This window comes from Caldicellulosiruptor hydrothermalis 108, from assembly GCF_000166355.1.
GTDB lineage: Bacteria > Bacillota > Thermoanaerobacteria > Caldicellulosiruptorales > Caldicellulosiruptoraceae > Caldicellulosiruptor > Caldicellulosiruptor hydrothermalis.
Genome location: NC_014652.1, coordinates 1703428 through 1716431, shown reverse-complemented (window position 1 = coordinate 1716431; position 13004 = coordinate 1703428). Strand labels below are relative to the sequence as shown.

Annotated in this window: 12 protein-coding genes; 10 read left to right on the top strand and 2 right to left on the bottom strand. The window is 37.2% G+C overall.

The features are described 5' to 3' along the window. The first annotated feature begins 21 nt into the window (after positions 1–21). From rbfA to CALHY_RS08500, 6 genes are all read left to right on the top strand, one after another. Positions 22–420 (top strand): 30S ribosome-binding factor RbfA, encoded by a 399-nt coding sequence (gene rbfA / locus CALHY_RS08525; RefSeq protein WP_013403560.1) that lies wholly within the window; start codon positions 22–24, stop codon positions 418–420. Beyond that, entirely contained in the window at positions 417–1373 is a 957-nt protein-coding gene (locus CALHY_RS08520) for a DHH family phosphoesterase (protein ID WP_013403559.1), read from the top strand. The genes rbfA and CALHY_RS08520 overlap by 4 nt, the downstream gene beginning before the upstream one ends. Then, positions 1370–2242 carry a tRNA pseudouridine(55) synthase TruB gene (gene truB, locus CALHY_RS08515; protein WP_013403558.1) on the top strand — a complete coding sequence of 291 codons (873 nt, stop codon included), beginning with the start codon at positions 1370–1372 and terminating at the stop codon, positions 2240–2242. The genes CALHY_RS08520 and truB overlap by 4 nt, the downstream gene beginning before the upstream one ends. Further along, positions 2229–3131, top strand: coding sequence for a bifunctional riboflavin kinase/FAD synthetase (locus tag CALHY_RS08510; protein WP_013403557.1), 903 nt, complete (start codon positions 2229–2231; stop codon positions 3129–3131). Before truB ends, CALHY_RS08510 begins: the two co-directional genes overlap by 14 nt. Before the next feature lie 133 nt (positions 3132–3264). Further along, positions 3265–3531: a 30S ribosomal protein S15 gene (gene rpsO / locus CALHY_RS08505; RefSeq protein WP_013403556.1), complete on the top strand. Its 267-nt coding sequence runs from the start codon at positions 3265–3267 to the stop codon at positions 3529–3531. 61 nt (positions 3532–3592) lie between these two features. Then, positions 3593–5698 (top strand): polyribonucleotide nucleotidyltransferase, encoded by a 2106-nt coding sequence (locus CALHY_RS08500; protein WP_013403555.1) that lies wholly within the window; start codon positions 3593–3595, stop codon positions 5696–5698. Between the two features lie 51 nt (positions 5699–5749). Here the strand turns inward: CALHY_RS08500 and CALHY_RS08495 are convergent, their stop codons facing one another. After that, positions 5750–6193 carry a threonine/serine exporter family protein gene (locus CALHY_RS08495; protein WP_013403554.1) on the bottom strand — a complete coding sequence of 148 codons (444 nt, stop codon included), beginning with the start codon at positions 6191–6193 and terminating at the stop codon, positions 5750–5752. Between the two features lie 19 nt (positions 6194–6212). Continuing rightward, positions 6213–6965 (bottom strand): threonine/serine exporter family protein, encoded by a 753-nt coding sequence (locus CALHY_RS08490; protein ID WP_013403553.1) that lies wholly within the window; start codon positions 6963–6965, stop codon positions 6213–6215. A gap of 220 nt (positions 6966–7185) precedes the next feature. On the opposite strand from CALHY_RS08490, the gene CALHY_RS08485 reads away from it, so the two are divergent. The 4 genes from CALHY_RS08485 (at position 7186) to rho (ending at position 12966) form a co-directional block, all read left to right on the top strand. Next, positions 7186–8433, top strand: coding sequence for a serine hydroxymethyltransferase (locus CALHY_RS08485; protein ID WP_013403552.1), 1248 nt, complete (start codon positions 7186–7188; stop codon positions 8431–8433). Between the two features lie 17 nt (positions 8434–8450). Further along, positions 8451–9776 carry a replication-associated recombination protein A gene (locus CALHY_RS08480; protein WP_013403551.1) on the top strand — a complete coding sequence of 442 codons (1326 nt, stop codon included), beginning with the start codon at positions 8451–8453 and terminating at the stop codon, positions 9774–9776. A 50-nt stretch (positions 9777–9826) separates the two neighbouring features. Further along, positions 9827–11050, top strand: coding sequence for an NAD(P)-dependent malic enzyme (locus tag CALHY_RS08475; RefSeq protein WP_013403550.1), 1224 nt, complete (start codon positions 9827–9829; stop codon positions 11048–11050). Between the two features lie 245 nt (positions 11051–11295). Further along, positions 11296–12966, top strand: a complete 1671-nt coding sequence (gene rho, locus CALHY_RS08470) for a transcription termination factor Rho (RefSeq protein ID WP_013403549.1) — start codon at positions 11296–11298, stop codon at positions 12964–12966. The last annotated feature ends 38 nt before the right edge of the window (positions 12967–13004 follow it).

Genomic DNA, 13004 nt, shown 5'->3' with positions numbered 1-13004 from the left:
AAAAGGTGAGGGGATCAGAATATGCAATTTGAAAGGTCAGACAGAGTTTCTGAAGAGATAAAAAAGGAACTGAGCGATATAATTCAACATGATCTCAAAGATCCTCGCCTTTGTGCAGAGCTTATAAGCATTGTAAAGGTGAACATGAGCAAGGATTTGAGACATGCAAAGGTTTATGTTAGCATATTTGACAAGGATAAAGAAAAGGTTGAAACTACAATGAAAGCGTTAGAAAATGCAAAACCTTATATTCGAAGAGAAATATCAAGAAGGATAAGCTTGAGATTTACTCCAGAGATAACATTTGAGCTGGACGACTCAATTGAGTATGGTGCACGAATTTCCCAGATTTTGAATCAACTAAATATTTCAAAAGAAGATGAAAACATTGAGGAAAGTGAAGGTGAAGAAGAAAATTGATAGAGAGCAAGATTATTCAGCAGCTTTTAGAATCAAATTCGATTGCTATTGTCTCGCACGAGAATCCTGATGGGGATTGCATCGGTTCAATGCTTGCACTTTATATGGCACTTAAAAGAAAAGGTAAAGATGCAAGAATGTTTCTAAAGAATAATGTTCCAAAGAATTTGAGGTTTTTACCTGCGGCAGAAAAAATAGAGGTGGTAGACAAAATTGACGAAAAATTTGATATTCTTATCCTACTTGATACAGGTGAGCTTGAGAGGACAGGAATTGAAAACATTGAAAATTGTTATTCAAAGCTAATAAATATAGACCACCATGTGACAAGCGAAGGGATAGGAGATCTGTTTTATATAAATTCTTCCTCTGCTGCAACAGGTGAAATTATATACCAGATTGTCAAACTTATGGGTATTGACAATGACAAAGAAATTGCAACCTGTCTTTACACAAGTATTTTTACCGACACAGGAGGATTTAAATATTCAAACACTACTTCAATAACCCATCAGATTGCAGGTGATTTAATAAATACTGGGATTGACTTTGTGTATATCATCAACAAGGTATTTGATGAGATGAGCCTTTCAAAGTTCAATCTTTTGAAAGATGTTTTGCAGACGTTAGAGCTTTTTGAGGGAAACAAGATTGCTTTTTTGACAGTGACAAGAGAGATGCTAAAGAAAAATGGTGCGTCACGAGATGAGACAGAAAACATTATAAATTTTGCAAGAAACATTGAAGATGTTGAAGTAGCTGCAATATTTATTGAGGAAGAAGACAAAATAAAGGTGAGTTTGAGGTCGAAATACTATATTGACTGTGCCCAGGTTGCCAAGGAATTTGGCGGAGGCGGACATGTCAGGGCAGCTGGGTTTTCAAGTAGAAATGCTTCTTTAGATGCTGTAAAGGAAAACCTACTAAAAAGATTAAAAAGTGATCTGAGATGAATGGAGTTTTGCTTGTTGACAAACCAGTAGGTATTACCTCACATGATGTTGTTGAATTTGTCAGGAAAGTCTTCAATGTGAAAGCTGGGCATGCAGGAACACTCGACCCGTTTGCAACTGGCCTTTTGGTCATTTTGCTGGGGGAGGCTACAAAGCTTTCTTCTTTCTTTACAAGCCAAAAAAAAACATATATAGCAACAATGCAGTTTGGTATAAGGACAGATACACTTGATATAACTGGTAAAATCAAAGAAAAAAATAATTTGATTGTTGAAGAAAAAGAGATAGAAGAATGTTTTAAAAATTTAAAAGGAGAAATTGAGCTTGATGTTCCAATTTTTTCTGCAAAGAAGCTGAGGGGTAAAAAACTCTATGAGTATGCACGAAAAGGAATAAATATTGAAATTCCAAAGGTGAAGAGTATCATATATAATATAGAGATAATCAACTTTTCATATCCGTATCTTGAATTTAAAGTTCAGTGTAGCCATGGAACGTATATAAGAAGTTTAGCTGAAAAGATTGCAGAAAGTCTTTCTACTGTAGGTTTGCTTTCTGAGCTAAGAAGGATAAGAAGTGGATTTTTTGATTTAAAAGATGCAGTGTTACTTAGTGATATTAGGACAGAAAGTATAATTCCTGTGTGCAGACTATTTAAAAATGAGATAAAAGTAGGCAGAAAAACATATAAGAAGATTTTAAATGGGAATCCACTTGTAAACCAGGATATAGAAGATATTATAGATATTGACACTGTATTTGCAGACTTTTATAAAATTTGGGTTGATAAGGTTGTCTTTATATACAAAAGAGAAAAGGATGTATTCAAATATATTTTAAAGGTGGAAACTGCAGATGAATGTTTATGAGATTGTAGAAAAAAGACACGATAGCCCAGCTGTTGCCCTTGGATTTTTTGACGGCTTTCATATAGGTCATAAAAGGCTGTTTGAGGTTTTAGATGCAAATTCCAGGGGTAGAAAGAAAGTTGTTTTTACTTTTAAAAATCATCCTGACAACCTTCTTGGTTTTGATACAAAGTATATACTTACAAACGAGGAAAGATTAGAATTTTTCAGAAATTATGGCATAGATGATGTGTATTTTATAGAATTTAATAAAAAGATAATGCAGATGGATAAAGATAGGTTTATTGAGGAAATTCTAATTGATAAGTTAAATGTATCAGTGGTAGTTGTAGGGTATGACTTTACGTTCGGATACATGGCAGAGGGAGATAGCAAGTATCTGTGTGAAAAACTTCACCAGTTTGGTCGAAAGTGTATAGTGATTGACCCGGTGATGTACCAAGAGCATGTTGTGAGCAGCACGCTTATCCGAAGGTTAATACTTGAGGGGAACATAAAACTTGCAAATTGCATGCTTGGCTTTCACTTTTTCATTAGTGGTACTGTAAAAAGAGGTAACAGGTTGGGGAAAAAGATGGGTTTTCCAACCATTAACATAAAATTTGATAAAGAAAAGGTAGTACCAAGGAAAGGTGTATATGTCACAAATACAATTATTGATGATAAGAGGTATCTTTCCATAACCAATGTGGGCACAAACCCCACTGTTTCAGCCTCAGAAAATATAAAGATAGAGACACACGTATTGGGTGTTGATAAGGACATGTATGGCAAGCGAGTTAAAATAGAATTTATCGATTTTGTGCGTGAAGAGAAAAAATTTTCAAATATAGATGAACTTAAAAACCAAATAGCGCAAGATGTTGAGTACGTAAAAGCTTTATTTTGAAAAGCAAGTATATAGACATAAGCGAAGATTTTTGCTACAATATGCTATGTGCTAACCTGAGTCATTGTCAGAGGATGCTCCCAGCCTTTGACAAAGATTCAGGCATTTTTGGAGGAAAGGGAGGTGTAAAAAGATGCTCACAAAACAGCAGAAGGAAGAAATCATCAAAAAGTATCAGCTTCATGAATCTGATACGGGTTCGCCAGAGGTACAGATTGCGCTTTTGACAGAAAGAATTAACAGGCTCAACGAACACCTTCAGGTTCACAAAAAGGATTTCCATTCAAGAAGAGGCCTTTTGAAGATGGTAGGTCAGAGAAGGAAACTTCTCAATTACCTCAAAGAGTATGACATCAACAGGTATCGTGAGCTTATAGAAAAGTTAGGACTGAGAAAATAATTGGCAGAATAAGTGGAGCGGTATTATTCCGCTCCATTATTTTAGAAAGAGGTGGTAGGGATTGGAGAGTAAAATTTATAAAATGGAACTTGCTGGAAGAGAGCTCAGCTTTGAGATTGGAAAATACGCTCTTTTGGCAAACGGGGCTGTGCTTGCAAGATATGGTGACACAGCTGTGCTTGTCACTGCATGTGCTTCTGAAAAGCCCAGAAAAGGTATAAACTTTTTCCCTCTTACAGTTGACTATGAAGAGAGGCTGTACTCTGTTGGTAAAATTCCAGGTGGATTTATAAAAAGAGAAGGTAAACCGTCCGAGAAAGCAATTCTTTCTGCAAGGCTAATAGACAGACCTATAAGACCGCTTTTCCCAAAGGATTTTTATCATGATGTCTCTGTTATAGCTACAGTACTGTCAGTTGACCCTGACAATCCACCGGATGTTCTCGCAATGCTTGGTTCATCTGTTGCACTGTCAATCTCTGATATACCATTTGAAGGACCGACTGGTTCTGTGCTTGTCGGGTATGTGGATGGTAAAATTGTCATAAACCCTACGGCTAAGGAAAGAGAAGTGAGCAAACTTCATCTTGTTGTGTCGGGGACAAAAGACAGGGTGATGATGATAGAAGCTGGTGCGAAAGAAGTTCCTGAAGATATAATGCTTGAGGCTATCATGACAGCACAGGAAGAGATAAAGAAGATTGTTGAGTTCATAGAAGGAATAGTAAGAGAAGTTGGAAAACCTAAGATGGAATATCAAAAGAGGATTGTGCCTGAAGAGATAAAACAAAAGGTACGTGAGATTGCATATGACAAGGTTTATCAGTATGTGCAGATACCCGACAAGATTGAGAGGGATAAGAAGCTTGATGAGCTCAAAGAAGAAGTGTTCAAGGCTTTCGAAGGTGAGACAGAAGAAACTCTTTTACTTGTGGATGATGCGCTTTATAACCTTGAAAAAGAGATTGTCAGAAAGATGGTTGCAGAGGAAGGAAAACGCCCTGATGGCAGAAAATTTGACGAGATAAGACCTCTTTATGCTGAGGTTGGTATTTTGCCAAGAACACATGGTTCTGCGCTGTTCAAAAGAGGTTACACTCAGGTTTTGACAGTTGCAACTCTTGGTACAAAAGGTGAGATGCAGTTTTTAGACGGTCTTGAAGAAGAAGAGGCAAAAAGGTATATGCATCATTATAACTTCCCACCATTTTCTACAGGTGAATCAAAACCTGTAAGAGGTCCGGGAAGAAGAGAGATAGGACATGGGGCATTAGCTGAAAGGGCACTTGAACCTGTCATTCCTTCGGAAGATGAATTCCCTTACACCATTCGACTTGTATCTGAAGTTTTGACATCTAACGGTTCAACGTCACAGGCAAGTGTATGCGGCAGTACTCTTGCGCTTATGGATGCCGGTGTGCCAATCAAAGCGCCTGTTGCAGGAATTTCTATCGGCCTTATTACAAAAGACGACGGCAGTTTTATTTTACTTACTGACATTCAAGGTATAGAAGACTTCTTTGGAGATATGGACTTTAAGGTAGCAGGAACCAGAGAAGGTATTACTGCCATTCAGCTTGACATAAAAATCCATGGACTTACAAGAGAAATTATCGAAAAGGCACTCTATCAGGCAAGAGAAGCACGACTGAAGATTTTAGATTTTATGCAAACTGTAATTGACAAGCCAAGAAGCGAGCTTTCACCTTATGCTCCAAAGATATTCAAAACTACAGTTGACCCTGAAAAGATTCGAGACATAATTGGACCAGGTGGAAAGATGATAAATAAAATCATCGCAGAGACAAACGTAAAGATTGATATAGAACCCGATGGAAGAATATTTGTTGCAGCACCTGATGATATCTCTGGTAACAGGGCAATAAGCATGATTGAGGGAATCGGTCGCGAGATTGAGGTTGGGCAATTTTTCCTTGGCAAGGTGACAAGAACTGCATCTTATGGAGCATTTGTTGAAATATATCCTGGCAAAGAAGGACTTGTGCATATATCTCAGTTAGATGAGAGAAGATTAAAATCTGTAGACGAAGTTGTAAAAGTTGGAGATTTGGTGCTTGTAAAGGTAATAGGGATTGACAAGCTTGGCAGACTTTCACTTTCACGAAAAGAAGCACTGAACGTAACATACTCAAGAAAAGCAAAATAAAAGAAAGCATAAACCATTTGCAAGTGGCTTATGCTTTCTTTTGTTTTTACTTTACTTTTTATTGAGAGCTGAGAACACCCAGTTAAATGATGTGACAAGCATTATTGCCACTGCAATTGAACCTGCAATCAGCAGAGTTTGCATACCTGTTTTGATAGCAAGTTCAAACTGGCTTTTGAGAAGTGCTGTCATTGTATTATACATGCCAGCTCCTGGCACAAGTGGTATCAATCCCGGGATAAGAAAAATTGGCACAGGATTTTTGAGAAATCTTGCAAATATTTCTGACAGCACATTTATGACAAGCGCTGCGAAGAAAACGGATAAAATTTGAGAAAATCCAAATCGCAGCAGCAATAAATTGACAAGCCAGCCGCACATTCCATTTATTCCACAGTACAGCAGACTTTTGCGTGGTGAGTTTGTAAGAATGGCAAAAGAAAAACTTACAATAAACGCTGAAGTTAGCTGAAACACCAAACTTCTTTCCAACATTTTTTCCTCCTTTTGAGATTTATCTAAAAAGACTGAGCGCAATACCGGCTCCTGTTGCAATGAACACAGCTATTAAAAAAGCTTCAACTCCTCTTGCAACCCCGGATAAAAGATCACCTGCAATAGTGTCTCTTATTGCGTTAGTAATTGCAACACCTGGTGTCATTATCATTACAGAACCAATGATTATTTTATCTAAATGAATACCTATATTGAGATTTACTGTAATGATAGCTATCAAAGCAGTTATAGCTCCTCCAATGATGTAAGAGATAAAATAAGAAAAGTTTTTGGAATTCATAAAATTCAAAATGGTTTGAGTGACAAAACCTACAAAAAAAGCTGAAATTGCATCTCTAAGTTTCCCTCCAAACAAAATTGTGGAAAAACAACACACAAGTGCTGCTGCAAATGGTAGCAAATAGGAAGCATATCCTTTTTTATTTTTAATCTTATTCAAGATTTCAATTGCTTGATCGTAAGTGTAATCATGGATTTGAAAATCGCGGGAAAACTGATTTACAAGTGAGATTTTATTAAGATCAATTGTTCTACTTTTAATTCTTTTTGAGACAGTAACGAGATTATTATTTTCATCTGCAACTGTTGCTACAATTACAGTTGGTATTACAAAACTTTCGGCAAACTTTAATTTTCCTTTTGAGCATATTCTAACCATTGTATCTTCCACTCTGTGCGTTTCAGCACCGTTTGTAAGCATTATCTCACCTGCTAAGAGCGCAATCTCTATAAGTTGTTTCGAGCTCATCATTTTTAGTAGATAGCCTCCATCTTCTTGATTTTTCACAGTAAGATTATATAGTATTTGTTGTTGTGTGTGAACATTAAACTTTGTGCACAAATATGTTCAAATGGTTGACTTTTAAAATTGGGCTAAAATATAATATACACAAAGAAAAAATTGATGTATAATCATAAAGTATGAACGTTCGAATATCTTTGCAACAAAACATTCGGAAAGGGAGATGAAAATGTACTTTTACGATTTAGTGAAAGGCACTGACCCAGAAATAGCTGAGGCAATAAAGAGCGAGCTTAAAAGACAGCAGAATAAAATTGAGCTTATTGCATCTGAGAACTTTGTTTCAAGCGCAGTAATGGCAGCAATGGGTTCACCTTTGACAAATAAATATGCAGAAGGATATCCAGGAAGAAGATATTATGGTGGATGCGAATATATCGATGTTGTTGAATCTATAGCAATTGAGAGAGCTAAAAAGCTGTTTGGAGCTGAACATGCTAATGTTCAGCCGCACTCAGGTGCACAGGCAAACATGGCTGTGTATTTTGCGGTATTAAATCCGGGCGATACTATCCTTGGAATGAATCTTTCGCATGGTGGACATCTGACTCATGGCAGCCCTGTGAACTTTTCAGGAAAACTTTACAATATTGTTTCATATGGAGTTGACCCTGAGACAGAAACAATTAACTATGATGAAGTTTTAAAACTTGCAAAGGAGCACAGACCAAAACTTATCTTGGCAGGCGCATCGGCGTATCCGAGAGTAATCGATTTTAAAAAGTTCAGAGAGATAGCTGATGAAGTGGGAGCTTATTTGATGGTAGATATGGCTCACATTGCTGGGCTTGTTGCTGCAGGGCTTCATCCATCACCTGTTGAATATGCTGATTTTGTTACAACCACAACACACAAAACGCTCAGAGGTCCACGTGGTGGCCTTATTCTTTGCAAAGAGAAGTATGCAAAATTAATTGATAAGACCATTTTCCCTGGCATTCAAGGTGGACCGCTTGAACATGTAATAGCTGCAAAAGCTGTTGCTCTCAAAGAAGCTATGACAGAAGAGTTCAAAAACTACCAGGTTCAAATATTGAAAAATGCAAAGGCTCTGAGTACAAGACTTATTGAAAGAGGATTCAGACTTGTGAGTGGTGGAACTGATAATCATTTAATGTTGGTAGATTTGAGAAATAAAGGCATTACAGGGAAAGATGCTGAAAAGATATTGGATGAGCACAATATAACATGTAACAAAAACGCAATTCCTTTTGATACCCAAAGTCCAATGATAACAAGCGGGATAAGACTTGGGACGCCGGCTGTTACAACCCGAGGGTTTAAAGAAGAGGATATGATTGAGGTTGCAGATATCATCCATGATGCTTTGACAAATTCTGATACCAAAGAGAATATTTTGAGCAGGGTGAAAGCTCTTTGCGAAAAACATCCTTTGTATAAAGAATTTGATGAATAAGCTTAAGGTGAATTAAAATGGACTTTTTCCAATATCTTGGTGAAAAGAGGTTGAAAAAAGAATCACCTCTTGCTTACAAGCTCAGACCCAAACGCCTTGAGGAAATTATAGGACAGGAGCATATTTTAAGCCCGGGCAAACCTCTTTATAACCTGATTAAGAATGATAGACTTACTTCAATAATTCTCTATGGGCCGCCTGGGACTGGGAAAACTACAATTGCACATGTGATTGCTAACGCTACAGGCAAGACTTTCAAAACCATAAATGCTACAATTGCAGGTGTAAACGATATAAAGAAGATTATAGAAGAAGCCAAGATTGAGTTTTCTCAAACAGGTAGAAAGACAATTCTCTTTATTGACGAGATACACAGGTTTAACAAACTTCAGCAGGATGCACTTTTGCCTTCTGTAGAAGAAGGAATAATAATCTTGATTGGGGCAACAACCGAAAATCCTTTTTATGAAGTCAATAAAGCGCTTGTGTCAAGGTCTTTGGTATTTGAGCTTTTTCCACTTAAAGAGGAAGATATATTAAAGATTATTGAAAGAGCAATTTCGGATAAAGAAAATGGACTTGGTGAGCTGAATATCCAAATAGAAGATGATGCTAAAAAGCTAATAGCAAAGCTCTCAGGTGGAGATGCAAGGGTTGCTTTAAACATCTTAGAAGCTGTAGTGTATTCTTCTCAAGCTCAAGACGACGGCAAGATTTATATTTCCCAGGAATCTGTCATAAATCTTTCAAATAGGAAAACAGCATTGTACGATGCTACAGGAGATATGCACTACGACACCATTTCTGCGTTTATAAAAAGTGTAAGAGGGTCTGACCCGGATGCAGCACTGTTTTACTTGGCAAAGATGCTTGACAGTGGAGAGGATATAAAGTTTATCGCAAGAAGACTTATAATATTGGCAGCAGAAGACATTGGTTTGGCAGACCCGATGGCGCTCACAATCGCAGTTTCTGCAGCAATGGCATGTGAATTTGTGGGAATGCCTGAAGCAAGAATTATTTTGTCTGAGGCGACGATCTATCTTGCATGTGCTCCAAAAAGCAACTCTGCATATTTGGCAATTGAAAGGGCGTTAGAAGATGCTAAAAATGTGAGTATAAAAAGTATTCCTATGCACCTTAGAATGGCAACACAGGGAGAAGAAAAGCTCGGACATGGCATTGGGTACTTGTATCCTCATGACTATAAAAATCACTGGGTTTCTCAACAGTATCTACCTGATGAGCTTGTTGGCAGAAGATACTATTTTCCAACTGAGATGGGAAAAGAAAAGTTTATAGCTGAATTTATTAAGAAGTTGAAAGAACAGTTTGATAGCTAAAAAATCAAAATTTGCACGCACAAAAAGAGCGTGAGAGGAGAAAATAAAAAATGGATATAAAAACGCTTGCTTTACAGCTTCACAGACAACACAAAGGAAAGATTGCCCTCAAAAGCAAAGTTTGTGTAAATAATCAGTATGACCTTAGCATATATTATACACCCGGTGTTGCAGAACCTTGCAGAGAGATCGCAAAGAATAAATCTCTTGTGTATGAGTATACATCTAAATCCAACTGGGTTGCAGTGGTAACAAATGGTACAGCTGTTTTGGGTTTGGGAGACATTGGTGTGGATGCCTCTTTGCCTGTTATGGAAGGCAAGGCAATTTTGTTTAAACAGTTTGGCGGAGTTGATGCATTCCCCATATGCATAGCTTCAAAGGATGTTGATGAGATTGTAAAGACAGTAAAGCTTATTGAAACATCTTTTGGAGGGATAAACTTAGAGGATATAGGTGCACCAGCATGCTTTGAGATTGAACAAAAGCTAATAGAAAGTCTTGATATTCCTGTGTTTCATGACGACCAGCATGGAACTGCTGTGGTAGCACTGGCTGCTTTGATAAATTCTTTCAAAATTGTAGGGAAAAGAATATCAGATGTAAAAATAGTCATAAACGGTGCTGGTGCTGCCGGAATTGCAACTGCAAAGCTTTTATTAAAGTATGGAGCAAAAAATATTGTTGTTTGTGATAAGCACGGGACCATATATGAAGGAAGAGAAGAAGATATGAATAAGTACAAAGAAGAAATAGCAAAAATTACTAACAAAGAAGGAATAAAAGGTTCGCTACACAGAGCAATTGAAGGTGCTGATGTATTTATTGGTCTTTCTGTTGCAAATGTTCTGGATGAAGATGATATCAAAAAGATGTCAAATGATGCAATTGTGATGGCAATGGCAAATCCGATACCAGAGATTATGCCAGATATTGCAAAAAGGGCAGGAGCAAGGATTGTTTGCACAGGAAGGTCTGATTTTAATAACCAAGTCAATAACGTGCTGGCATTTCCAGGTATTTTTAGAGGAGCGCTTGATGTCATGGCAACAAGGATAACAGATGAGATGAAGATAGCAGCTGCAGAGGCTATAGCTAAGGTTGCAGAGGAAGAACTTTCAGAAGATTATGTAATTCCAAAGCCTTTTGACAAGAAAGTAGCCTTTGAGGTGGCTTTAGCAGTTGCAAAAAAGGCAATGGAACAAAAGGTTGCTCGGATGTATCTGAATGATGATGAGCTTACATCAAGGATTTTGTCTATGTTAAGTATATAAAGAGTCAAGAACAGAGTTAGGTAAAATTTTACTGCCTAACTCTGATTTTTTATTTTCTCATTCTGATCATTGTAAATAGAAACATTGTCTTTAATCAACAATGTCACTATTGACAAAGTAGTGTTGGACTTTTAAAATAAAAGGTGTCAGGTTAAACGTCATCTCTTGCAATTAACTTCCCCAGACAGAAGTTAATAGAATATAAGTACAAGAAATGAGAAGTCAGTAGACAAGGAGGGAAAAGAGTGCCTGGGTCACTTGATGAGTTTTTAAAGGGAAAGTCTATTATTGAACTTAGAGAAATAGCAAAAAGTCTGGGTATTCAAAAATATTCTCTGCTCAAAAAAGGTGAATTGATGGAAGCTATTAAAAATTTTCTGGGAAGTTCGGAAGAAGATGCGACAGTTCTTGAGGGCATAGGTAAAAAAGAAAAAGGTAGAAGAGGAAGAAAGAAGAAATCAGAAACTGCAGAAGTTCAGCAGACTTTTGAATTAAAGAGCGAGGAGCAAGAATCAAAGCTTGAAGAGACTGAAGAGAAGGAAGAGGCAAAACCAAGTGAAATGGAAAATAAAGAAGAAGATAACATAAAAGAGCAGTCTTTGTCGGAGCACATACAAAAAGAAGAAGAAAAAACTGAAATGCCAACAGATGTTAGTTTGAATGAGGAGAAAAAAGAAGAGAGTAAAGTAATAGAGTTAAAACCTAAAAAAGAAGAAAAAAGAGAGGATAAGATGCAGATAGAAATTCCACCAGAATTGAAAGAACTTGAAGGTAAAGTGGAGATAGGCGGTATAGGAGAAGGAGTTTTGGAGATAATTTATGAGCCTGGTGGCGGTGGCGGTTACGGATTTTTGCGCGATGATTCGTTTGTTCCTGGCCCCAACGACATATATGTTTCGCCATCTCAAATCAGAAAATTCAATCTCAAAACCGGAGATAAAATTAGAGGTCCCATTAGACTTCCAAAAGAAAATGAGAAGTTTGCAGGACTTTTGTATGTTCAGAGCGTCAACGATATGAAACCAGAAGAAGTTGCAAAACGCACTCCTTTTGAAGACCTTACCCCTATTTTCCCAAACAAAAGAATAATTTTGGAAAATAAAAATGAGCCTAAGGATTTAGCGGTAAGACTCATAGACCTTATTGCGCCAATTGGAAGAGGCCAGAGAGGATTAATTGTAGCACCACCAAAAGCAGGTAAAACTACACTATTAAAGAAGATAGCAAATAGTATTCTGACAAACTATGATGATTTGCATTTGATTGTACTGCTCATCGATGAAAGACCTGAAGAGGTCACTGATATGCAAGACTCAATAAAAGCAGAGATACATTACTCAACATTTGATGAAACTCCGGAACACCACATAAAAGTTGCTGAAATGGTTTTAGAAAGGGCTATGAGACTTGTTGAGTGTAAAAGAGATGTTGTCATATTGCTGGATAGTTTGACAAGGCTTGCACGTGCTTATAACTTGGTTGAACCACCTTCTGGCAGAACACTTTCTGGCGGTCTTGACCCGAACGCTCTTCACAAACCTAAAAAGTTTTTTGGTGCTGCAAGAAACCTTAAAGAAGGTGGTAGTCTTACTATCCTTGCAACAGCATTGATTGAAACAGGGTCACGAATGGATGATGTTATATTTGAAGAGTTCAAGGGTACTGGCAACATGGAGTTGCACCTTGACAGAAAACTTTCTGAAAAACGAATATTCCCAGCTATTGATATAAACAAGTCAGGGACGCGAAGAGAAGAACTTTTGCTGTCTGAAGAAGAAAAAGCAGCTGTTGATGCTATCAGAAGAGCACTTTCTAACTTTGGAACAGCAGAAACCACAGAGAGAATTATAAGTATGCTTTCCCAAACAAAGTCAAATGAAGAATTTATAAGAAAAATATTACAAAATTTAAGATAAAAATAGAAAGTAATTTTAAAAAAAATTGAGATTTGAAC